The 22,431-nt window shown below is 71.2% G+C and carries 23 protein-coding genes; 15 read left to right on the forward strand and 8 right to left on the reverse strand.

The annotated features are described in order from the left end of the window. The 3 genes from VFE05_24195 to VFE05_24205 form a co-directional block, all read right to left on the reverse strand. The coding region (locus VFE05_24195; protein HET6233199.1) for a hypothetical protein at positions 1 to 321 on the reverse strand (321 nt) is incomplete at its 3' end. Positions 322 to 483: 162 nt separating this feature from the next. Beyond that, complete coding sequence (locus VFE05_24200; GenBank protein HET6233200.1) at positions 484 to 3,366, reverse strand: FAD-linked oxidase C-terminal domain-containing protein; 2,883 nt, start codon at positions 3,364 to 3,366, stop codon at positions 484 to 486. A gap of 570 nt (positions 3,367 to 3,936) precedes the next feature. Continuing rightward, a complete protein-coding gene (locus VFE05_24205) occupies positions 3,937 to 4,851 on the reverse strand; it encodes a diacylglycerol kinase family protein (GenBank protein HET6233201.1) in 915 nt (304 codons plus the stop codon). A gap of 107 nt (positions 4,852 to 4,958) precedes the next feature. Here VFE05_24205 and VFE05_24210 point away from each other — a divergent pair, with 107 nt between their 5' ends. Together VFE05_24210 and VFE05_24215 are read left to right on the forward strand one after the other, a co-directional pair. After that, the gene (locus VFE05_24210; protein ID HET6233202.1) at positions 4,959 to 5,528 is read left to right on the forward strand and encodes a hypothetical protein; all 570 of its coding nucleotides are present in this window, start codon (positions 4,959 to 4,961) and stop codon (positions 5,526 to 5,528) included. A gap of 190 nt (positions 5,529 to 5,718) precedes the next feature. Continuing rightward, positions 5,719 to 6,507, forward strand: coding sequence for a lysophospholipid acyltransferase family protein (locus tag VFE05_24215; GenBank protein ID HET6233203.1), 789 nt, complete (start codon positions 5,719 to 5,721; stop codon positions 6,505 to 6,507). Positions 6,508 to 6,665: 158 nt separating this feature from the next. Here VFE05_24215 and VFE05_24220 read toward each other — a convergent pair whose 3' ends face one another. Beyond that, positions 6,666 to 7,199, reverse strand: coding sequence for a hypothetical protein (locus VFE05_24220; protein ID HET6233204.1), 534 nt, complete (start codon positions 7,197 to 7,199; stop codon positions 6,666 to 6,668). A 271-nt stretch (positions 7,200 to 7,470) separates the two neighbouring features. Here VFE05_24220 and VFE05_24225 point away from each other — a divergent pair, with 271 nt between their 5' ends. The 5 genes from VFE05_24225 to VFE05_24245 all read left to right on the forward strand — a co-directional run bounded on the left by VFE05_24225 (position 7,471) and on the right by VFE05_24245 (position 11,440). Next, positions 7,471 to 7,968, forward strand: a complete 498-nt coding sequence (locus VFE05_24225) for a DinB family protein (protein ID HET6233205.1) — start codon at positions 7,471 to 7,473, stop codon at positions 7,966 to 7,968. Further along, complete coding sequence (locus tag VFE05_24230) at positions 7,962 to 9,026, forward strand: DUF3667 domain-containing protein (protein HET6233206.1); 1,065 nt, start codon at positions 7,962 to 7,964, stop codon at positions 9,024 to 9,026. Before VFE05_24225 ends, VFE05_24230 begins: the two co-directional genes overlap by 7 nt. Before the next feature lie 452 nt (positions 9,027 to 9,478). Next, positions 9,479 to 10,393 (forward strand): protein-methionine-sulfoxide reductase catalytic subunit MsrP, encoded by a 915-nt coding sequence (gene msrP, locus VFE05_24235; GenBank protein ID HET6233207.1) that lies wholly within the window; start codon positions 9,479 to 9,481, stop codon positions 10,391 to 10,393. Positions 10,394 to 10,395: 2 nt separating this feature from the next. Then, a complete protein-coding gene (locus tag VFE05_24240) occupies positions 10,396 to 11,067 on the forward strand; it encodes a protein-methionine-sulfoxide reductase heme-binding subunit MsrQ (protein ID HET6233208.1) in 672 nt (223 codons plus the stop codon). A gap of 79 nt (positions 11,068 to 11,146) precedes the next feature. Next, entirely contained in the window at positions 11,147 to 11,440 is a 294-nt protein-coding gene (locus VFE05_24245; GenBank protein HET6233209.1) for a hypothetical protein, read from the forward strand. Positions 11,441 to 11,644: 204 nt separating this feature from the next. Here VFE05_24245 and VFE05_24250 read toward each other — a convergent pair whose 3' ends face one another. The 4 genes from VFE05_24250 to VFE05_24265 all read right to left on the reverse strand — a co-directional run bounded on the left by VFE05_24250 (position 11,645) and on the right by VFE05_24265 (position 13,397). Then, positions 11,645 to 12,040: a DUF1801 domain-containing protein gene (locus tag VFE05_24250; protein HET6233210.1), complete on the reverse strand. Its 396-nt coding sequence runs from the start codon at positions 12,038 to 12,040 to the stop codon at positions 11,645 to 11,647. A gap of 98 nt (positions 12,041 to 12,138) precedes the next feature. Beyond that, positions 12,139 to 12,537, reverse strand: coding sequence for a DoxX family protein (locus VFE05_24255; protein HET6233211.1), 399 nt, complete (start codon positions 12,535 to 12,537; stop codon positions 12,139 to 12,141). 93 nt (positions 12,538 to 12,630) lie between these two features. After that, on the reverse strand, positions 12,631 to 13,071 hold the full coding sequence (locus VFE05_24260) for an SRPBCC domain-containing protein (GenBank protein HET6233212.1): 441 nt from the start codon (positions 13,069 to 13,071) through the stop codon (positions 12,631 to 12,633). Next, positions 13,068 to 13,397 (reverse strand): metalloregulator ArsR/SmtB family transcription factor, encoded by a 330-nt coding sequence (locus VFE05_24265; GenBank protein HET6233213.1) that lies wholly within the window; start codon positions 13,395 to 13,397, stop codon positions 13,068 to 13,070. The genes VFE05_24260 and VFE05_24265 overlap by 4 nt, the downstream gene beginning before the upstream one ends. A 157-nt stretch (positions 13,398 to 13,554) precedes the next feature. On the opposite strand from VFE05_24265, the gene VFE05_24270 reads away from it, so the two are divergent. The 8 genes from VFE05_24270 to VFE05_24305 all read left to right on the forward strand — a co-directional run bounded on the left by VFE05_24270 (position 13,555) and on the right by VFE05_24305 (position 22,332). After that, entirely contained in the window at positions 13,555 to 14,949 is a 1,395-nt protein-coding gene (locus VFE05_24270) for an MATE family efflux transporter (GenBank protein ID HET6233214.1), read from the forward strand. A 113-nt stretch (positions 14,950 to 15,062) separates the two neighbouring features. After that, positions 15,063 to 15,905, forward strand: coding sequence for a class I SAM-dependent methyltransferase (locus VFE05_24275; protein ID HET6233215.1), 843 nt, complete (start codon positions 15,063 to 15,065; stop codon positions 15,903 to 15,905). A 205-nt stretch (positions 15,906 to 16,110) separates the two neighbouring features. After that, positions 16,111 to 16,665, forward strand: a complete 555-nt coding sequence (locus tag VFE05_24280; GenBank protein ID HET6233216.1) for an RNA polymerase sigma factor — start codon at positions 16,111 to 16,113, stop codon at positions 16,663 to 16,665. Continuing rightward, positions 16,662 to 17,375, forward strand: coding sequence for a zf-HC2 domain-containing protein (locus tag VFE05_24285; protein ID HET6233217.1), 714 nt, complete (start codon positions 16,662 to 16,664; stop codon positions 17,373 to 17,375). The genes VFE05_24280 and VFE05_24285 overlap by 4 nt, the downstream gene beginning before the upstream one ends. Positions 17,376 to 17,421: 46 nt before the next feature. Next, a complete protein-coding gene (locus VFE05_24290) occupies positions 17,422 to 18,402 on the forward strand; it encodes a DUF4097 family beta strand repeat-containing protein (protein HET6233218.1) in 981 nt (326 codons plus the stop codon). Positions 18,403 to 18,527: 125 nt separating this feature from the next. Continuing rightward, the gene (locus VFE05_24295; protein ID HET6233219.1) at positions 18,528 to 19,613 is read left to right on the forward strand and encodes a DUF4097 family beta strand repeat-containing protein; all 1,086 of its coding nucleotides are present in this window, start codon (positions 18,528 to 18,530) and stop codon (positions 19,611 to 19,613) included. A gap of 518 nt (positions 19,614 to 20,131) precedes the next feature. Next, entirely contained in the window at positions 20,132 to 21,670 is a 1,539-nt protein-coding gene (locus VFE05_24300; protein ID HET6233220.1) for an FAD-dependent oxidoreductase, read from the forward strand. Next, a complete protein-coding gene (locus tag VFE05_24305) occupies positions 21,667 to 22,332 on the forward strand; it encodes an HAD family hydrolase (protein ID HET6233221.1) in 666 nt (221 codons plus the stop codon). Before VFE05_24300 ends, VFE05_24305 begins: the two co-directional genes overlap by 4 nt. Positions 22,333 to 22,431 lie beyond the last annotated feature (99 nt).

The following is a 22,431-nucleotide window of genomic DNA, read 5'->3' on the forward strand; positions in this document are numbered from 1 at the left end:
AAGCTGCTCCTCGACGTACTCCAAGGTGACGCCGTCCTTCCCGAAGGAGACACGCTTCATCCGCCGCGGCGGCTCGTCCCAAGCATAGAATCGGTAAGTGTGTAGCACCCGACGAATCAGGTAGCCGATGCCCAAGATCGCGAGCAGGAGCGCGAGCAGAAGCACGACGGTCCCGCCCATCCTGACCAAATCCGTCCAGATACCATCCTTCGGTACGAACGAAAGCCAAGAGGGCAGGCCGGTGTTGTCGGTAAGAGCCGGAGAGAGATGGGGCCGCGGCACGAGTATCTGGGCGGACTTGAGGCTGAACGTGTCAGCCAACGGCTCCGCAGGCCCGATGGTGGCTTGCATTGAGAACGCAGGGTGTGGTAGTCGGCGGATCATCCAATCTGCAGTGCGGACAATGTGACCTTCTACGCGTGCCCTGACAACTCGCCAGGGTCCGTTAGTCCGCGGCGACAAGTCTCCCGGCCTGCTTCCAGTTCACGGCTCCGGCGTGGCCATCGCCAGGAGCTCGGCGGGGTGGAGGGCGCGGCGACCGTCGCAGAAGTCGCCGATCTGGGTGCGGCAGGAGTAGCCCGGGGCGACGACGAGGTCGTCCGGCGCGGCGCCGCGGACGGCGGGGAAGAGGACGCGCTCGCCCGCGGCCTTCGACACATCGTAGTGCCCCTTCTCGTACCCGAACGAGCCGGCCAGCCCGCAACATCCCGAATCCAGCACCGTGAAGTCCAGCCCCTCGACCCGCCCCAGCACCTCCGTCGTCGGGCCCATGCCGACGATGGCCTTCTGGTGGCAGTGGCCGTGGACGACGGCGCGGCGGTCCAGGCGCCCAGGCCGGTAGTCCGGGAGCGCGGCGAGGAACTCCTCCAGCATCACTGAGGCGCCGGCCAGCGCCTTCGCGCGGGGGTCGCGGACGAGGTCGGGCAGCTCGTCGCGCAGGGTGAGGATGCAGCTGGGCTCGACGCCGACGACCTGCGCGCCCGCCTCCACGTCCGGCATCAGCGTGTCCAGCAGCGTCTGCTGGAGGGCGCGGCCGTGATCCAGCAGGCCCTTGCTGACGGCGGCGCGCCCGCAGCAAACCTGGCGGTCCGGCAGCTTCACGCGGAAGCCGGCGCGCTCCAGCACCGTCACGGTCGCGGCCAGCGGGCCGGGCTGGAAGAAGTTGTGGAAGGTGTCGTCGAGGAGCACGACCACCGGCCGCCCCGCATCTCCCGAAACCTCGCGCTTGGCGAACCAGCGGCGGAAGGGCTGCGGCGCCAGCTCGGGCAGCTTGCGGCGCGGGTCCACGTGCGCGGCGCGCTTCATCAGCCCGCCGAAGAGGCGGCTGCCCAGGTTGGCGAGCCGCGGCGCGACCGAGCCCGCGCGCGCGAAGTCGTGGATGCGCCCGAAGAAGAGCGCCTCCTTGGGCACGCCCGTTTCGCGGTGGTGCTGGGCCAGGAACTCGGCCTTGTAGCGCGCCATGTCCACGCCCACGGGGCACTCCGTCTTGCACGCCTTGCACTGGAGGCACAGGTCCAGCGACTCCAGCACCTCCTCGCTCCTCATCCCGTCGAAGTTGCCGCGCATGGCCTCGCGCAGGGAGTTGGCGCGGCCGCGGGTGGCGTGCTGCTCCTCGAGCGTGACCATGAACGAGGGGCACATCGTCCCCGCGTCCAGCTTGCGGCAGATGGCCATGCCGTTGCACTTCTCCACCGCCTTGTCCCATCCCCCGTCTTCCGAGTAGTCGAACCACGTTTCGGGAGATGCGGCGCGGTACTCTTCGCCGAAGCGCAGGTTGTCGCTCATCGCCTGCACGGGCCCCACGATCTTGCCCGGGTTCATGCGGCCCTGCGGGTCGAAGACGTGCTTGACCTTGCGGTGCAGGTCCATGATCTCCGGCCCGAACATGAGCGGCAGGAACTCGCTGCGCGCCAGGCCGTCGCCGTGCTCGCCGCTCAGCGAGCCGCCGAACTCCACCACCAGCTCGGCCACGTCGCTGGCGATGGCCTGCATGCGCTTCACGTCGCGACCGCGCTTCAGGTCCAGGTCCACGCGGATGTGCAGGCAGCCCTGGCCCGCGTGCCCGAAGAAGCCGGTAGACGTGCCGTGGCCCTGCACGATGGCCTCGAAGCGCCGGGTGTACGCGCCCAGCTTCTCCGGCGGGATGCCGGTGTCCTCCACGAACTCCTGCGGCTTGATGTCGCGCGTGGCCGTCGTCCGGTACAGCAGCCCCGTCGCGGCCTGCCGCAGTGCCCACGCGGCGTTCTGCTCCGCCGCGCCCAGGAAGACGCCGGCCTGCGGCGAGCCCGGCAGCGACGGAGCGCGCCGGGCGAAGTCGTGCGCCAGCCCGGCGACCTCGTCGCCCGCGTCGCCGGAGAACTCCACGAAGAGCACGCCCAGCGCGTCGGGAGACACGAGCGCGGCGGTGGCGCGGAAGTCGATCAGCTCGCGGGCGCCGCGCAGCACGCGCGAGTCCACGATCTCCAGCGCGGAAAGCCCGCGCTCCGGCAGGATGGCGGGCACCGCGTCGAACGAGGTGAAGCGGTCGGCGAAGCTGAGCAGCACGAGCGCGCGGCTGGCGGGGACCGGAACGAGGCCCAGCTCGGCCTCGACCACGGTCGCCAGCGTGCCCTCGGAGCCCACGATGAGCTGCGCCAGGTTCAGCTCCGGCGCCTCGAGCAGCGCGTCGAAGTTGTAGCCGGACACGCGGCGGGGAATGCGCGGGTAGCGCTCGGCGATGCCCTGGCGGTGCGGCTCCAGCACCTCCAGCACGGCGCGGGCGAGCTCGCCTTCGCGGCCGGGCAGCGCAGCGACGGCGTCGCGGCGCACGGGCCCGAAGTGCGTGCAGTGCCCATCCGCCAAAATGCAGCGGAGCGAGTGGACGTGGTCGCCCGTCTTGCCGTAGACCAGCGAGCGGGCGCCGCACGAGTTGTTGCCGATCATCCCGCCCAGTGCGCACTGGCGGATCGTCGCGGGATCTGGGCCAAACTGGAGGCCGTGCGGGGCGGCCGCGCGGTTCAGCCGGTCCAGCCGCAGCCCCGGCTGCACGCGGGCCACGCGGCGCTCGGGGTCCAGCTCCAGCACGCGGTTCATGTGCTTGGTGAAGTCCATCACCAGCGCCGCGCCCACCGTCTGCCCAGCGAGCGCGGTGCCGCCGCCGCGGGGCAGCACGGGCACGCCCTCCTCGGCCGCCACGCGGATCGCCGCCTCCGCGTCTGCCGCGTCGAGGGGGACTACGACGCCGATGGGCAGGATCTGGTACAGCGATGCGTCGGTGCTGTACAGCAGGCGGCTCTTGGCGTCGAAACGGACCTCGCCGCGCATGCGCTCGCGCAGGGCGCGCTCCAGGCGCTCGGTCCGCGCGTCGGTCTGGACTACGGGAAGCATGGGCGGGCGGGGCGGGTGTGTGGATTCATGCGCATCGGGCCGGCGGCGCGGCCTCGACGTCTCGGCGGACGGGAGATGCAAGGCCGCAGCCGCCCCGGTATCGCCCCTCACCGCATCTCCCGAACACGCCCCGCCGCACACGTCAGAAGCCACGCATCTCCCGGCATCTCCATCAGCATTCGGTAGATGGGGAGCCGGTGGATGCACGGCGGTACGACGGAGATGCGCGACGCCCGCCGCCTGCTCGTCTCCCGACTCTCACGGCGGATGCGAGGCGAAGGGCGCGAACGGTCGATGGGATGCGATGGACGACGAGCGAGAGGCCGATTCCGGTGGCCTCTACCTCGGCGCGGCTTCCAGTCTGGAAGAACCGCAAGATAAGGCCCCGGTATCGAGTGGCAATTCCCGGCCATTGCCGGACACCGCGAACTCGTGCAGAGCGCCGCTTTGCGCCCGCTCACGCCACTTTCCCTCGCCCGCCGAGAGCGTTCTTGAGCGCGCAGCAGTTGCATGCGCTCGCGCGGCTCGTCGGAAGGGTCGTTCCCGTCAGCCCACCCGAACCGAAACGAATCACGCTCCTTCCGTCGCAGCGCCACCCAAGCCCCGGAATACCTTCAGCGCTGCCTTCCGAATCCGGAACTCCAGGGGCGTGTCCAGCGGCACCAGCTCGCCATCGATGCCGGCGTCCAGCGCAAGGCGCGGCGGCGATGTCAGCGTGAACTCCTCCAGCAGGTGCACGGCGCAGTCCTTCTCGGCGCGGCACACGCTCAGCCCGTCGCCGTTGTGCATCACCGCGCGCAGGCCGATGCGCAGCAGCCGCGCGCGCGACGCCGCGGCGATCACCACCAGCTCCAGCTTGCCCGAGCGCAGGTCGCGCGGCTCCTCGGTGGGGTTGCGGAAGCTGCCCTCGCCCGGCCCCACCCACAGGAGCGGCGTGAACGCCGTCTCCTTCATCCCGGGCGCGCGAACCACCACCCGGTCGCGCGGGAAGTCGCCCAGCACCGCCGCGCCCGCGATGGCCGCCGCGATCCACTTCCCCACCCGCCCCTGCCACTTCTCGCGGATGCGCAGCTGCCGCGGGTACATGCCGATGGACATCCCGTTCACGAACACGCGGCCGTTCACCTCGCCCACGTCGATCCGCTCCTCGCGGCGCGCCTCGATGGCCTCCACCGCCGCGGGGAAGGTGTCCACGCCCAGCGCGACGGCGAAGTGGTTCAGCGTGCCGCCCGGGAAGACGGCCAGCGCCGTGCCGGTGCCCGCCAGCTCGCCCGCCACGGTGGAGACCGTGCCGTCGCCGCCCGAGACGCCCACCACCGGCGTGCCCGAGGCCGACAGCCCGCGGGCGGCCTCGGCCAGCTCGTCCGCGGGCACGGGGCGCAGCACGTAGCGCAGCGCCGAGCCCGCGAAGGCCTCGCGGAGCTCGTCTTCGGCGCGTGTGCCCGCGCCGGCCTTCTCGTTGCAAAGGATGGGGATGGCCGTCATCGTCTCTCCGGGAACAAAAGCGTTGGGGCGCGATAGTAGGCATCTTCCGCACCGCAGAGCCGTGCGCGCGGGAGCCGAACGCGTCTAACCAACGAGAAGGGCGTGGAATGCACGTATATCTGAGAGACGAGCCGGTCGTGCTGGAGATGCGCGAGGTGGACGGCGAGGGCCTGGCCGACGACGGGACGGGGCTGATCCCCGTCGCCTTCTACGTGCTGGGCAACCAGCGCCCCAGCTTCCGCGCGCTGCTGCCGCCGGAGACGCTGGTGGTGCTAGAGGAGGCCACGCAGGAGCCCGTGCAGGTGGGCCTGCTGGCCGAGGAGCCGGAAGACGCGATGCAGGAGATCCGCGCCATGGTGGGTGTCTCCATCCGCGGCGGCGGGCTGCCGGACGGCCTGGTCGCCGAGGAAGAGGAGATCGACGAGGACGACGACGCCGAGCCATGGAGCAACGCCGACCCCGAGGCGTGGAAGTCATCGGCCCACGAGGAGGATGGCGGCGACGACACGGACGTGCCGCGCACCGTGCTGCTGGCGTTCGCGCCGCTGGTGCGGCTGGCGCGCAAGTTCCCGCTGGACTTCAACGAAGAGCTGGCGGACCTGCTGGAGACCGCGCTGGCGGGCGAGACCAAGCCCAACCTCCAGGCCCGCGTGGACCGCATGCTCGGCGACCTGTAGCCGGCCTCAAACCCGCGTCTCCATCTACCGACGTCGATTTACGGTGGATGGAGCGCGGGCCGGAAGATCCGCTCCGCCGACGTGCGTCTCGGCCCCCACGGGCCTCTCTGCCGAGACGAGGCATTTACGAAGAACCGCGAAACGATCCACGCCGCGCCGCGCGTCCCACACGGGGAGTGACGGAAGCGGCGTGGGCCTTTATCTTTACGGCATGCGCAGACTGATCTCCATCTGGATCTGGATCTCCACCGCGCTGGTGGCCCTGCTGTGGCTGCCCTGGCTGACGGTGGTCTATGTCTTCACCGCGCCGCGCGACCCGGGCCGCTACGTGGTGGGCCGCTGGTTCCGCCGGGCCGCCGTGACCGCCGTGGCGCTCAACCCGCTGTGGAAGTTCCGCACCTCGGGCGTGCGCATCCGCGACCCGCGGCGGCCGTACGTGGCGGTGGCGAACCACGAGAGCTTCGCCGACATCTTCCTCATCTCGCACCTGCCGTGGGAGATGAAGTGGCTGTCCAAGGAGGCCATCTTCAAGATCCCCGTGATGGGGTGGATGATGAAGATGGCGGGCGACGTGGAGGTGCGCCGCGGCGAGCGCACCAGCCGCGCGCAGGCGCTGGACGACTGCCGCGACCGGCTGCTCAAGAAGGTCTCGGTGATGATCATGCCCGAGGGCACGCGCTCGCCCACGGGCGAGCTGCTGCCGTTCAAGGACGGCGCGTTCCGGCTGGCGGTGGAGCTGGGCTGCCCCATCCTGCCCATCGCGGTGGCGGGCACGCGCGGCGCCATGCCCAAGGGCTCGCTGCTCTTCAGCCGTGCCCGCGCCGAGGCGCGCGTGCTGGCCCCGGTGGAGACCGCCGGCCTCAGCGCCGCGGACGTGCCCGCCCTGCGCGAGCGCGTGCGCGAGATGATCGGCGAGGCGCGCGAGGCGCTGTTCCGCGAGCTGGCCGGCGACGTCCCGCCCGTCCTCGCCCACACCTGACGCCGGTGGGCGCCCCGCATCCGGCACACGAGCGCGACGCATCGCCCGTCCACGCTTGCCGGCGGACGGGCGATGCGGAGCTCGGATGATCTCGGCGTGGACGCGCGGCAGGCGCTTCGCCCGACCGATCGTCGTCCGCCGAGCCGGTGACGGCTAGTCTAGCGGCGGCGGCGGTCCATGTTCACGAAGCGCCAGTCCGCGCCGCGCACGCCGGCCCCGGTGGCGAAGCGGGTGACCTGGAGCGTGCCACGGCCCAGCATCGCGACTTCCGCCACGCTGAACGCGCCGCTGTCCGCCGCGTCGGCGGTGAGGGTGACGGAGGCTTCCACGGCGTCGTAGTGGCCGCTCGCGCGCTGGGCGGTGGTGGAGGCGGGCCCGGCGCCGCAGCGCCGCTCTGTGGTCTGCGAGTACGTGAAGTGCCGGTCGCTCAGCGAGAGCGAGCCCGCCACCACGCGCACCATGCACCCGCCCGCGCTGTCCACCGCCGCGGGAATGCGCACGCCGCCCACCTCGCTCAGCGTGTAGTTGCCGTCCAGGTCGTTGGGTAGCGGCGGCATGGGCACCGCGACGCCCGGCGGCGGCGCGCCGGGGGTGTGGGCCACGGGGTTGTTGATGACCATCCCGCGGTTGGGGCAGCCCGCCAGCGCCACCACGGCGGCGGCGAGCAGGGGTGCGGCGAACTTGGTGTGCATGGCTCCCGGCGAGTTGATGGATGCCGCGGCGGCGCACCGGCGCCCCCGGGCCCGCACGGCGCTGCACCGCCCGTGCCGCGCATCTCCCGAGGGCTTCCAAACCCGCGCCGCCGCCCCGCATCTCCCGTCCCGGCCGGAGCCCGCAGTCCCGCCGCGCATCTCCATCCGCGATCCCGCGCATCGACCGGACGGACGCACGACGTACCTCCACCGCAAGCCTCCGGCACGCCCGATCCGGCGCTCCGCATCCTCACCCGCACCCCCGCCGCCCATGTCCGACCTGAACTCGCTGGTCTCGCAGATGCTGGTGGACGCCCTGCACGGCAAGGGCTCGCACGTGGACACGCTGGGGGCCCTGGAGGGCCTCAAGTGGATGGACGCGGGCGAGCGGCCCGGCCGCGTCCGCCACTCGGTGTACCGCACGCTCAACCACATGACCTTCTGGCAGGACCTGTACGTCAAGCGCATGCGCGGCGAGGTCGTGCACGGGCCGGAGCACGCCGCGGGCGGCTGGCCGGGGCCGGAGGAGCCGGGTAGCTCGCGCCACTGGGCCGCGGCGCTGGAGCGGTTCCGCACGGGGCTGGAGGCGATGGTGGAGCAGGCGCGGACCGGCGACCTGGAGCGCGTGGTGGACGAGAAGAACGGCACCACGGCGGTGGAGGCCATCCACATCATCGCGGCGCACAACAGCTACCACCTGGGGCAGATCGTGCTGCTGCGGCGCTCGCAGGGCGCGTGGCCCCCTCCGGGAGGCGGCGACACGTGGTGAAGCAGATCGCCCGGCGCATCCCGCTGTGGAAGGTGGCGCCGGTGGTGGTGGACCCCCTCACCAGCCCGGTCACCGACGGGCAGCCCCTGCCCGCCGGCGACCCGTGCGCCAACTGCGGCGACGTGACGCCCGGCAACTACTGCCGGCACTGCGGCCAGGCGCGCCGCGTGGTGCACGTGTCGCTGCGCGAGATGCTGGTCGACTTCCTGGACGACCAGCTTGCGCTCAACTCCAAGCTGCCCGTGTCTGCGGTGTACCTGCTGGCGCGGCCGGGCTTCCTCACGCAGGAGTACCTGCGGGGGCGAATCGCCAGCTACATCCGGCCGCTGCGGCTGTACCTGGCGTCGAGCGTGCTCTTCTTCCTGGTGCTGTCCATCGTCACCAGCGGCAACGACGCGTTCGAGGTGAAGTCGCAGAGCCGCGCCACGGTGGGCACGCTGTCGGACTCGCTGCACAACCTCGTGAGCGACTCGATCGCGGCCCATACGCCGGCAGCGCGCGCGCCCGCGGCGCCCCCCGTGCCGCGCGGCGGCCCGCAGGTCCGCCTGGGCCGCAGCGCCGGCGGGCCGCACATGAACCTGAACGTGCCGGACACGACGCGGCTGCCGGACTGGGCCAAGCCGCTGGGCCGCCGCGCGGTGCAGCAGCAGGCGCGGCTCAACGCCATGACCCCCAGCGAGGCGCTACGCACCTTCGTGGGCGGGCTGGAGCAGAACGCGCCCAAGGCCATCTTCGTGCTGCTCCCCGTGTTCGCGTTCATCCTCAAGCTGCTGTACGCGCGGTGCAACCGGCTGTACGTGGAGCACTTCGTGTTCACGCTGCACGTGCACGCCTTCGCGTTCCTGCTCTTCACGGCCACGCTGCTCACCAGCCAGCCGGGCGTGACCGCGGCGCTCTGCCTGTGGTTCTTCGTCTACCTGTTCTGGGCGATGAAGCGCGTGTACCGCCAGTCGTTCATGAAGACGGCGGTCAAGTACGTGGCGCTGGGCTGGGGCTACGGCTTCGCCATGAGCATCGCGCTGGTCCTCACCGCGGCCGTCACCGCCCTCACCGTCTGACCCGTCCGCCCGGCAACCGCGTTCGGTAGATGCGGGGCGGAGGATTGGGATGCTGAGCGGAGATGATCGGCAGATGCGCGGCGGTATCGGGGATGTGCGGAGGATTGGAGATCGGCTCCCATTCCCGCAGAAGGAAACGGGGCCGGCGGGCTCGACGCGCGATTCGTCGCCTGTCGAGCCCGATCTGCATCCCATCCGACGGATGCGCAGGATCGTTGTCCACATCTCCCGACTGCATGCGCTGCCGCGGGGCAGTCTCACGCCCTCGCCGCATCGTCCTGTCGTCTTCGAAGCCTTTCGGGTGATGCGATCCGGCCGGGTGGGACGCGTCGTATGGCCGGGTGGCGTGCAGGATGCGGGGAACAATCCGGCCGTGGCAGCGTCTCAGGTGGATGCGTGTTGCCAGGAGCTTGTGAGAGGCCCGCGCAGGAAACCGTGAACCGGAGAGCAGCATGCTCATCAAGCGTCCCAGCGACATTCCCTCGTCGGAGATCACGGACGAGCGGACGTACCTGAACCGCCGGCAGTTCCTGGCCGCGGCGGGCATGGCGGCCGCGGCCGCGGCGGTGCCGGCGTCGCTCTCCGCATCGGCGGGCGGCGGGGCGGCCGCGGACGACCCCACGCCGTACAAGGACGTCACCAGCTACAACAACTTCTACGAGTTCGGCACCGACAAGAGCGACCCGGCCGAGAACGCGCCGGGCCTGCTGCACACACGCCCGTGGACGGTGACCATCGACGGGCTGGTGCGGAAGCCGGGCCGCTACGCCTTCGACGACCTGGTGAAGCCGTACCGCGTGGAGAGCCACGTGTACCGCCACCGCTGCGTGGAGGCGTGGTCGATGGTGATCCCGTGGAACGGCATCCCCCTGCGGCAGATCCTGGCGCGGGCCGAGCCGACGCCGGGCGCGCGCTTCGTGGAGTTCACCACGCTGCTGGACCCGCGGCAGATGCCCGGCCAGCAGCGCGACGTGCTGGACTGGCCGTACGTGGAAGGACTGCGGATGGACGAGGCCATGCACCCGCTCACCCTCATCGCCACGGGCCTGTACAACCGCCCGCTGCTGGCGCAGAACGGGGCGCCGCTGCGCCTGGTGGTGCCGTGGAAGTACGGCTTCAAGGGCATCAAGTCCATCCTGCGCATCCGCCTGACCGACAGGCAGCCGGCGACGGCCTGGAACAAGGCGGCGCCCAACGAATACGGCTTCTACGCGAACGTGAACCCGCAGGTGGACCACCCGCGCTGGAGCCAGGCACGCGAGCGCCGCATCGGCGATTTCTTCAAGCGCGCCACGCTGCCCTTCAACGGCTACGGCGACCAGGTCGCGTCGCTGTACCGCGGCATGGACCTGCGCAGGAACTTCTAGCGGTGGCGAAGCCGTCCGGCGCCGAAGGGCTGGCGAGGCGCGCGGCCAAGCCGGTGATGTGGGTCCTGTGCCTGCTGCCGCTCGCCCTCATCCTTTGGGACGGCTTCCACGGCGGGCTAAGCGCCGAGCCCATCAAGGAGGTCACGCACCGCACGGGCAAGACCGCGCTGATCCTGCTGATGGTGACGCTGGCGGTCACGCCGCTGCGGGGGCTGGGCGCGTGGAACTACCTCGTCCAGCTCCGCCGGCCGCTGGGACTGTTCGCGTTCTTCTACGCGGTGCTCCACTTCTCCATCTACCTGACGGACCAGGGCTTCGACCCCGGCTTCATCGTGGAGGACATCGTGAAGCACCCGTACGTGACGGTGGGCTTCACGGCGCTGCTGCTGCTCGTGCCGCTGGCGGTCACGTCCACGAAGGCTTCGATCAAGCGGCTGGGCGGGAAGAGGTGGCAGCGGCTGCACCGGCTGGTGTACGTGGCTGCGGGGCTGGGCGTGGTGCACTTCTACTGGCTGGTGAAGAAGGACGTGCGCGAGCCGTTGATCTTCGCCGCCGTCTTCGCTACCCTCATGGCGTTCCGCCTGCCGCTGCTGAAGCGGCGTCCGCAGCCCGCGCCGCGCTCCCGTGCACCCCGCGACGCACCCGCCCGCGAGGCCGACCGGGCCGCCGGCTGAAACCCGTTCCGCGCGAACGGCGTACCAGGCCGGGCAGGCGCACAGGCCAAGGCATTCGCTCCACAGGAAGGGAGTCACCATGGATCCTGGAACCGGGATCACCATCATGTCCGTCACCGGAATACTCACCACCGGCGGCGTTCTCATCTTTCGCCCCATCGCCAAGCGCGTGGGCGCGCTGCTGGACGTGATGATCGCCGAGCGCATGCGCCCGCGCCCGGTTGCCGAGCTCGGCCAGATCCGCGACCTGCTCACCGGCATCGACGGCCGCCTCAACCAACTGGAGGAGCGCCAGGACTTCGCCGAGGCGCTCATCTCCCAAGGCGAGGTGCGCCGCGTCGCCCCCCAGGCCTCCGTCGGCGACCCGAACTAGCCTCGGACATCTACGGACGCACCACGCATCGCGGGCCCCGCCACAACGGCGGGGCCCGCGATGCTTTTTCGGCCCAGGACAGGCGAGCGGGGTTCGATGGCGCCTGTTCGAGAATCTACCCTACCGCTCGCGAATGATCGGGAGGCGCTCCATTGACGGACGAGCCTATCCGACGGACCGTTTCGCAGTGGGAGCCGGGCTCGGCTACCGGGCGGACGATGCGTTCAGGGCGGCGGCGGCACGTATCAGCGTCTTGAAGGCATCCTCATCGATCGCCTCACCCTCGCGGATGTCGATGGCGCGCCGGGTGTTGCCTTCGAGGCTGGAGTTGAACAGCCCCGAAGGGTCGTCGAGCGAAGCGCCCTTCGCGAAAGTCAGCTTCACGACGCTCTTGTACGTCTCGCCGGTGCAGATCAGCCCGTCGTGAGACCAGACCGGAACGCCTCGCCACTTCCACTCCTCGACCACCTGTGGGTCGGCCTCGTTGATGAGTGCGCGAACGCGGGCGAGCGTCTCGCCCCTCCAGTCGCCCAGCTCCTCGATCCTCGCGTCGATCAGCCGAGAAGGGGACTCGCCCTCGGTCGTTGCGGCCTTTTTCATATCGTCTGCACCTCGCTGTGAAGCTCCGTTTCCTGCGCAGGCACGCCGCGATTCGGCCCCGCCCGGCCACCGGTCAGCGGTTGGACACCTCAGGTCGCCTAGCGCGCCTCGAGCGTGGCGCGGCCATCTCCAGGCGTCAGCTTCCGGAAGAAGAAGTACGACAGTGCCCAGAGCACGGCCGTACCCGCGGCCCAGCTCCACTGCGGCGCACCGTCCCCCACGGAGAGGTGGGCGACGAGGGCGGAGCCCAGGGTGATGGCGAAACCCGCGTACGCCCACTCCTTGAGCCGGTCGGGAGCGGGGAGGAGGAGCACGAGAATCCCCGCCAGCTTGAGCCACGACAGCTCGACCCGGAAGTACGCGGGGAAGCCGAGGTGGGTGAAGGCCTCGGCGACCTGGGGAAGGCGGAGCTGGGCATAGGCGGTGAAGCCCATCTGCAGCGCGAAGACCGACGTGGCGACCCAGTAGCCGGTGGTGATGCCCTTGCCTCGCTTCATTGGTCCATCCTCCCGATCCGCATCGCTTCCTCCTCGTGTCTGGTCACAATGCCCCCCATCTGCCGATAGGACCTACAGACTGCCGCGGCCTGCTCACGGGATGCTCGCGAGCAGGTCCACGAGCCTCCCGCCCATCAGCCTCCAACCGTACCGCGCGCCGCCGAAGTTCTGCTTCTGGTGCGGCTGGAAGCCGGACTGCACGAGGGTCAGGCGCGTGCCCGACTCGGTGGGGGTGAGCGTGAACGTCACCACGGTGTCCATGCCGCCCACGACCCACGTGTAGCTGAGCTTCCTGTGCGCTTCGATCTCTAGGAACCGGCAATTCACCATGCCGTCCCATCCGGGCTGCGGCGGCGCCTTGAACGTGAACGCGGCCCCCGGATCGAGCTGTAGACCGGCAACGGGCAGGAGCCACTCCGTGAGCAGCACGGGGTCGGTGAGCGCGCGCCACACCTTCTCGGGCGAATGATGCAGATCGAACTCGAACGAGATGGCTTCGGTCTGCGATGGCGCGGTCTTGTCGATGGCAGTCATTCGTCCATCTTCTCCAGCAGCTGTTCGAGGCGGTCGACGTGCTCCGTCCAGAAGGCGCGGTAGTGCGCGATCCAGTCGATGAGCGGCTTCATTCCCTGCGGCTGCACGCGGTAGTAGACGCAGCGCCCCTCGCGCCGGGCGTTCACCAGGCCCGCCTCTCTCAAGGCGGCGAGATGCTGCGAGACCGCCGGCTGCGAGATGTCGAAGCGCGCCGTGAGGTCCTTCACCGCCGCTTCGCCGTGCGTGAGCGACTCGAAGATCGCCCGGCGGCTGGGGTCCGCCAGCGCCTGGAATATCTTGCCTTCGACCGCCGCCGCTCTCTGCATGGGTTACATATAAGTCGATGCTTATCGGTTGTCAAGCATTCGAACCGGACGCATGGGCAAGCGTCGATCGCGATTGGCGGAGGACGGGTGCACGGCGGAGGCACGCGGTGGTATCTTGGGAACCGAAGCCACGCGTCGCTCCTTCCGGTCCGCTCCCATGCCCGTCCTCACCGAATCGTCCCGTCACAAGCCTGCGCGCGCCGCCCGGCCCACGCACGGGCGCAGGCGCCGCGGGCTGCTGTACCTGCACGAGACGCGGGCGCTGGCGCGGCTCGCGGGGCCCATCGTCGTGAGCCAGCTGGGCGCCGTGGCCATGACCATCACCGACACCATCATGGTGGGGCCGCTGGGCGCCCCGTCGCTGGCCGCCGCGGGCCTGGGCAGCTCGCTCCAGATGGTGGTCGCCATCGTCTGCATGGGCGTGGTGATGGGCATGACGCCGCTGGTGAGCCGCGCGTGGGGCGCAGGCGAGCCCCGCGAGTGCCGGCGCGTGCTGGTGCAGGGGCTCTGGATCGCCGCCGCGCTCTCGGTGCCGCTCGTCGCGTTCTGCTGGGAGGGCGAGCGGGTGGCCCTGGCGCTGGGCCAGCAGCCGGAGGTGGCGCGGCTGGCAGGCGGGTTCATGCGCGCGCTGGCGGTGGGCCTGGGGCCGTTCATGCTGTTCATGGCGCTGCGGCAGTACCTGGACGGCATCGGCCGCACCAAGCCCGCGATGGTGGTGACGTTCCTGGGGATCGCGGTGAACGTGGCGGGCAACTTCGCGCTCATCTACGGCGTGCCGGGCTGGGTGCGGCCGCTGGGCGTGGTGGGCTCCGGCTGGTCCACCACCATCGTGCGCTGGGCGATGCTGGCGGTGCTCGCCGGCTACGTGGCGCTGAGGCCGGAGCTGACCCCCCGCGACGTGAGCTGGCGCCCGGTGCGCGCGACGGCGCACCGCATCGCCGCCATCGGGCTGCCCATCGGGGCGCAGAACGGGGCGGAGATCGGCATCTTCGCCTGCGCGGCGGTGATGATGGGGTGGATCGGGCCGGTGGCGCAGGCTGCACACCAGGTCACGCTGAACATCGCCTCGGCCACGTTCATGGTGGCGCTGGGAACGAGCATCGCGGGCTCCATTCGCGTGGGGCAGCACGTGGGCGCGGGCAGCCCCCGCGGCGTGAAGCGCAGCGCGGTCACGACGTACGCGCTGGTGCTGGGCTTCATGGGCCTGTGTGCGCTCAGCTTCCTGGCCGTGCCGCGCTGGCTGATCGGCCTCTACACGCACGACCCGGCCATCGTCACGGTCGGCACGTCGCTGCTGTTCATGGCGGCGCTCTTCCAGCTCTTCGACGGCGCGCAGGTCGCCGGCCTCAGCATCCTGCGCGGCATGGCGGACACGCGGGTGCCCATGCTCATCACCATCGTGGGCTACTGGCTGGTGGGATTCCCGGTGGCCTACTATCTCGGCTTCGCGCGCGGCGCCGGCCCGTCCGGCGTCTGGGCCGGCCTGGTCATCTCCCTCGCCGTGGTCGCGGCGATGCTGGCGGTGCGGGTTCGGCGTGTGGTGTGGGCGTAGAGGAGGCGAGCGCGTCCCAAATCCGCCTGGGAAGGCGGAGCTTCATCCCCGCTGACGGAAGGTGATTTCGAGTCGAACGGGCTCGGACAGGACTTCGGTAGATAGGAGGCGGCGTGGCGGAGAGGGCGTCGAGCGGGACGGCGGTTGGAGTGGCCCTGCTGCGGGCGGTGCACCAGGTGCTGGACGGCGAGCCGAAGATCCTGGACGATCCCATCGCCCTCCGGCTGCTCGATCCCGCCGCGAGCGACCACATCCGCAAGCATGCGGAGCGGTTCGCGGGAGATGGGGCGCGGGCGCTGCGATCGCACGTGGTGCTGCGGTCGCGGTTCGCGGAGGACCGGCTGGCCGAGGCCGTCGCGCGCGGGGTGCGCCAGTACGTGGTGCTGGGTGCGGGCCTGGACACGTTCGCGTACCGCCAGCCGGCGTGGGCGCGCGAGCTGGCGATCTTCGAGATCGACCATCCGGCTAGCCAGGACGAGAAGCGCAGGCGCCTCGCGGCCGGCGGGATCGCCATCCCCGGCAACGTGCGGCACGTCGCGGTGGATTTCGAGCTGGAGCCGCTGCCCGACGCGCTCGTCCGCGGCGGGGTCGATGTCACGGCGCCCGTGTTCTTCACCTGGCTCGGCGTGCTGATGTACCTCACCGAAGCCGCGGGCGATGCTGTCCTCCGCGCCGTCTCCGCGCTGGTGCCGGGCACGGAGATCGTCTTCACCTTCTCGCAGCCCGAAGCACCTCGCCCATCCGCCGCTCCGTCGCTGGCACAGCGCGCCGCGGAGATCGGCGAGCCGTGGCTCACCCGCAGCGATCCGCGCGAGCTGGAAGCGAAGCTCCGCGCGTTCGGCTTCTCCCGCGCCGGCTTCCTGGAACCCGCAGACGCAGCCGCGCTCTACTTCCGCGGCCGCACGGACGGCCTTCCTCCGCCGCGCCGGGCGAGCATCGCCTGGGCAAGGGTGTGATCCGTCGATCGCGTCCGCCCGTTCGCCGCGTAGTGGCGAAACACCCCCGCCCTCCCCTCCGTACCCCCCGTCGTTCCCGCATCCGCACTTCCCCGTACCTCTTCGCGCATCTTCCCGATGACGTTTAAACCTTCGCGGACCGGCCCGCATCCCATTGCCAGCGGGACAGATCCTCACCTCCCTCCGGTTCGGCCCGATGGCGACCATGGTGGCTGAAATACACGCGGAAAGCACCTCCGCCGGCGTTCCGCCGCTGGTGCGCCGCGCCCAGGAGGGCGACACGGCCGCGTTCGAGAGGCTGTACCGCGAGAACGCGGACCGGGTGTTCGCGCTGTGCCTGCGCATTGCCGGCGACCGGGGCCGGGCCGAGGAGCTGACGCAGGACGTGTTCGTTCGGGCCTGGGAGAAGCTGGGCTCGTTCCAGGGCAAGAGCGCCTTCTCCACATGGCTGCACCGGCTGGCGGTGAACGTGGTGCTGGGTGACAAGCGCAGCGAGGGCGTGCGGGTGTCGCGCATCTTCGGGGCGGACGACCCCGCGGCCTTCGAGCGGCCGGGGAGGACGATGGACCCGGGGCACGCGATAGACCTGGAGCGGGCGGTGGCCACGCTGCCCAAGGGAGCACGCACGGCGTTCGTGCTGCACGACGTGGAAGGCTACAAGCACGAGGAGATCGCGCAGATGCACGGCTGGGCCGTGGGGACCTGCAAGGCGCAGCTGCACCGCGCGAGGAAGCTCTTGAGAGAGGCGCTGGAACGATGAGCCACGACGAGACGCTGGCACGGCTGGACGACTGGGCGGGCGGCGAGCTGCCGCTGCGCGAGCGGCGCGAGGTGGACCTGCATCTGGAGGCGTGCCCCGCCTGCCGCGCCGAGGCCGACGCCCTGCTGGCCCTGCTCGCACGGGCCGAGGAGCTGCCCCACGAGATCGCCCCGGAGCGCGACCTGTGGGACGGCATCGCCTCCCGCCTGGAGCCGCGCGGCGCCACGAGCGGGAACGACGAGGCGGAAGATGCGGACGAGATGGGCGGCGCCGCGGTAGTGCACCTGCCGTCGCGCAGGGTGCGGGTTCCGTGGTGGCTGCTCTCCGCCGCCGCGGTGGTGTTGATGACGGTCTCCTCCGCGGCCACGTTCGCGTTCATGCGGCGGCACGAGACACAGGTCCTCGCCTCGGTTCCCCCGTCGGCGCTCAGCCCTGTGTCGCGCGGGGCGGCGCTCGTGGCCTTCCGGCCGGCGGAGGCGGAGTACCAGCGCGCGGTGGGCGACCTGACGCTGCTGCTGAACGCCCGCCGCAAGCAGCTGTCTCCGGAGACGGCGGCGGTGATCGACCGCAACCTGCGCATCATCGACGAGGCGATCCGCCAGTCGCGGGCGGCGCTGGAGAAGGACCCGAACAACCGCGAGCTGGCCCAGATGCTCTCGTCGGTATACGACACCAAGGTCGAGACGCTGCAGCGGGCCGTGCAGATCTGACGACGGAAGAAGAAGCACTCACCATCCATCCGAAGGCATACATCCCATGATCGGCAAGACGTTCGTGCTGGCGGCCGCGAGTGTGGCGGCCATGGCCGGGGCCTGCCCGGCGCAGCAGCAGGTGGACCGCCGCCTGGCGACCGGCGCCGGCGGCGCGGTGGAGATCAGCAACGTGTCCGGGTCCGTGCGCGTCACCGCGTGGGACCGCAACGAGGTGCAGGTCACGGGCACGCTGGGCCGCGGCACGGAGCGGCTGGACTTCGCCAACGAGGGCGGGCGGGTGGTGGTGCGCGTGGTGCTGCCCCGCAGCGGCCACGACATCCGCGGCAGCGACCTGGAGGTGCGGGTGCCCGCGGGCAAGGACGTGACGGTGCGCACGGTGAGCGCCGACGCGGGCGTGGCGGGGGTGAACGGCCTGGTGGATGCCCGCTCGGTGAGCGGCGACCTGCGTGTGACCGGCCGCCCCCGCGAGGTGATCGCGAACACCAAGAGCGGCGACGTGAGCGTCACGGTGAGCAGCGACCGCGTGCACGCGGAGTCGGTGAGCGGCGACGTGGAGGTGCACGGCGCGGCGCGGCGCGGCCTGGAGGTCAACTCCGTGAGCGGCGACGTGGCGAGCGACGCGGCCACGTCCGACGCCCGCGTGGGCACGGTGAGCGGCGAGGTCTCCGTCGCCGGGGTCACGGGCCGCCTGGAGGTCTCCACCGTGAGCGGCGAGATCCACGCGGAGGGCCGGCGCCTGCAGGGCAGCTTCCAGTCGGTGAGCGGCGACGTGCGCATTGAGGGCGACCTAGATCCCTCCGGCGCCATGCAGATCAACACGCACAGTGGCGACGTGTCGCTCGCCCTGCCGTCCGGCGCCTCGGCCGAGATCGACATGAGCAGCTTCAGCGGCGACGTGGAGACCGGCGGCTCGGGCGCGCGCATCACCCGCTCGTCGGGCCGCGACCGGCACGTGTCCGTGGGCAGCGGCGGGGCGCGCGTGACCGTCCGCACCTTCAGCGGCGACCTGGTGCTCTCGCGCTGAGCCGCGCCGGTGCCTCCGCTCCGCCGTCGCGCGCAGCGGAGGCGCCGTCGTTCCCGCATCTTCCGAATCGCGGTCCCCGTCCTTCCGGACCGCTACCCATCTCCCGAGAACACGGAGCCTGCCCGATGACGCTCTCCCCATCCATCTCGCGTGCGTTCGTGCTGGCGGCCGCCGGCCCGGCGCTCTTCGCGCTGCCCGCGGCGGCGCAGCGGTTCACGCTGGCGGGCGACCGCGCGGCGTTCTACAACCTGGCGGGCGAGGTGCGCGTGGAAGCCGGCCAGGGCGCCGCCGTGGTGGTGGAGGTCACGCGCGCCGGCGACGAGGCGTCCAAGCTGCGCGTGGAGCAGGGCGTGATCGGCGGCGCGCAGACGCTGCGGGTGGTGTACCCGGACGCCGACGTGATCTACCCGCGCATGGGGCGCCTGTCGCGCAGCTCGCTGCGGGTCCGCTCGGACGGCACGTTCGGCGGCGACAGCGACGACGAGCGCGGCGGATGGAGCTGGGGCGGGCGCGGCGGGCGTGAGGTGACCATCGCCGGGTGGGGGTCGGGGACGCACGCGTATGCCGACGCGCGGGTGCTGGTGCCCGCGGGCCGCTCGGTATCGGTGAACCAGGGCGTGGGACGCGTGACGGTGGCGAACGTGAACGGCACGCTGCGGGTGCGCCTCTCCTCCGGTGCGGTAGAGACGAACGGGACCAGCGGCAGCCTGGACGTGGGCACCGGCTCCGGCGGCGCGCGGGTAGCGAACGCGCGCGGCGCGGTGCGCGTGTCGTCCGGCTCGGGCGGGCTGCGGGTGGACGGCATCCGCGGCACCACGGTGGAGCTGAACACCGGCAGCGGCGGCATCAACGGCTCCGGCATCGAGGCGGCGGACCTGCGCGCGAACGCGGGCTCCGGCGGGATCACGCTGGCGGGCGTGGCGGCGGAGCGCGCGGTGGCACACGCGGGCAGCGGCCACGTGCGCCTGGACCTGCGCCGCGACGCTGCGGACGTGCGGATCGCCACCGGCTCGGGCGGAGTGACGCTGGGGGTGCCGGCGGACTTCGGGGCGGAGCTGTCGGTAGTCACCGGAAGCGGCGGCGTGTCGGTCGGCTTCCCCGTCACTGCCCGGCGCTCCAGCCGCCACCAGCTGGAAGGCACCATCGGCGACGGCCGCGGCCGTGTGGAGATCCGCACCGGCTCCGGCGGTGTCCAGCTCGTTCGCAGCTGATCATCTACCGGAACAGCATCGGTCCGTAGATGCACGGCGGACGATCGGACGGACGCTGACGAGCGATGGATCGAAGTCCTCGCTGGTGATGCGCGGCGGGTGAGAATTCCAGAATGGATGGACGGGAGATGGCCGGATGGTCATCTCCCGTTTTTCGCGTCGGGAGATGCCGGTCGGCGGAAGATCGCCGCGGCCTCACGCCTGGCGGGTAAACCCGCGGCTGCAACGGCACGAAGGCCGCCTGCGCGGCCTGCTCCTGGGGCATCGTGGCGGGCGGCGAACGGTTTCGCGGCCCGTGCGGGGGCAGGTCAGCGGATTCGCTTCATCCGATCATTCCGTCGTTCGGACGGCTCGGCGAAGCGCCGGTTCGCGGGAAGCTGGCTGGCCGTTCATCTCCCGTCGCAGGCTTCGGGAGTGTGCCGCGGTGTCACGGCACTTGCAGTCCGGCGGCGTCCCGGTGACCGGCCGCCAGGGGGCGGGCGGCGCCGCTGCACGCATCGAACAGGGGAGGCCGGGAGATGAAATCGTCCGAGAGGTCGCAGTCCGTCTGGAAGGGCACGGCGCCGCTTCGCGAGTACCCCGCACTCTCCGGCGACACCACGGCCGAGGTGTGCGTGGTGGGCGCCGGCATCGCGGGCATGACCACGGCGTACCTGCTGGCGCGCGAGGGCAAGTCCGTGATCGTGCTCGACGACAACGCGGTGGGCGGCGGCGAGACGGGGCAGACCACCGCGCACCTGGCGAGCGCGCAGGACGACCGCTTCGTCGCCATCGAGAAGGCGCACGGCCAGGACGGCTCGCGGACGGCCTACGAGAGCCACCAGGCCGCCATCGAGCGCATCGAGCAGATCGTGGCGCGCGAGGACATCGACTGCGACTTCGTGCGCGTGGACGGCTACCTCTTCCCCGGCCCCGGCCAGTCGTCGAGCCGCCTGGACGAGGAGATGGAGGCGGCGCACCGCGCGGGCTTCGGCGACGTGGAGAAGCTGGCGACTGCGCCGGTGACGACGTTCAACACGGGGCCGTGCCTGCGTTTTCCGCGGCAGGGGCAGTTCCATCCGCTCAAGTACGTGCAGGGCCTGGCGAAGGCCATCGAGCGCGACGGCGGGCGCATCCACACCGGAAGCCACGTCACGGGCGTGGAGGGCGGGCTGCGTCCGAAGGTGACCGGCGAAAGCTTCTCGGTGACTGCCGAGGCGGTGGTGATCGCCACCAACTCGCCCATCAGCGACCTGGTGAGCATCCACACAAAGCAGGCGCCGTACAGGACCTACGTGATCGGCGCCCGCATCCCCCGTGGCGTGGTGCCCACGGCGCTGTACTGGGACGACCTGGACCCGTACCACTACGTGCGCCTCCAGCGCGACGAGCGGTCGGACGATCACGACGTGCTGATCGTGGGCGGCGAGGACCACAAGACGGGGCACCAGAACGACGCGGAGGAGCGCTTCGCCCGGCTGGAGGCGTGGACGCGCGAGCGCTTCCCGGTGGAGACGGTGGACTACCGCTGGAGCGGCCAGGTGATGGAGCCGGTGGACTACATGGCGTTCATCGGCCGCGACCCGTCGGGAATGCGCAACGTGTACGTGGCCACGGGAGATTCGGGGCAGGGGATGACGCACGGCACCATCGCCGGCATCCTCATCACCGACCTGATCGCGGGCCGCGCGAACCCGTGGGAGAAGCTGTACGACCCGTCGCGCGTGACGCTGGCGGCGGGCTCGGTGAAGGAGTTCGTGAAGGAGAACCTGGACGTGGCGGTGCAGTACACCGACCTCGTGAAGCCGGGCGAGGTGGGGTCCGAGGCGGAGATCGCGCCCGGCACCGGCTGCATCCTGCGACGCGGGACCGCGCAGGTGGCGGCGTACCGCGACGAGCGCGGGGTGCTGCACGAGCGCTCGGCCATCTGCACGCACCTGGGCTGCGTGGTGCAGTGGAACGGGCTGGAGAAGAGCTGGGACTGCCCCTGCCACGGCTCGCGCTTCGGCACCGACGGGTCCGTGCTGAACGGCCCCGCGCGCACCCCGCTGGCGCCCGTCGCGGCAGAGGAGGCGTGAGCCGTCCGCGCGCCGTGATCCTGGACGTGGACGGCACCCTCATCGACAGCAACGACGCTCACGCCCGCGCATGGGTGGACGTGGGCGCGGAGTTCGGGCACCCCATCGACTTCGCGGAAGTGCGGCGGCTGATCGGGATGGGCGGCGACAAGGTGCTGCCCGAGCTCACGGGCATCGAGGAGGATTCGGACGAGGGGGAGCGCATCGCCGGGCGGCGGGGGGAGATCTTTCGCGAGAAGTACCTCCCGTCGCTGAAGGCGTTTCCGAAGGCGAGGGAGCTGCTCGAGCGCTTCAACGACGAGGGGCTCACGCTGGCCGTCGCCAGCTCCGCGAGCGATGAGGACCTGGACGCGCTGCTCAAGCAGGCCGGCCTCCGCGACCTGATCGAGGAGAAGACCTCGTCCAGCGATGCGGACGCATCCAAGCCGGAGCCGGACATCGTGGAGGCCGCCGTGAAGTCCGCCGGCATCGAGCCGCACCAAGCGGTGATGCTGGGAGACACGCCGTACGACGTGACGGCGTCGAAGCGCGCGGGCGTGCCATGCGTTGCCGTACGCTGCGGCGGCTGGGGCGACGCCGACCTCTCCGACGCCGTCGCCATCTACGACGACCCGGCGGACCTCCTCGCGCACTACGACGAGTCTCCGTTCAGCGGTGGGTAACGCGTCGTACGTTCATTCACGGCAACGCGATATACCAACGAACCGGTAGGGAAGCACCTGCGTGTGCTTCCGGTTTTCTGCGGCGGGGGTGCGGGGGAA

The organism is Longimicrobiaceae bacterium (genome assembly GCA_035696245.1).
Lineage (GTDB): Bacteria > Gemmatimonadota > Gemmatimonadetes > Longimicrobiales > Longimicrobiaceae > DASRQW01.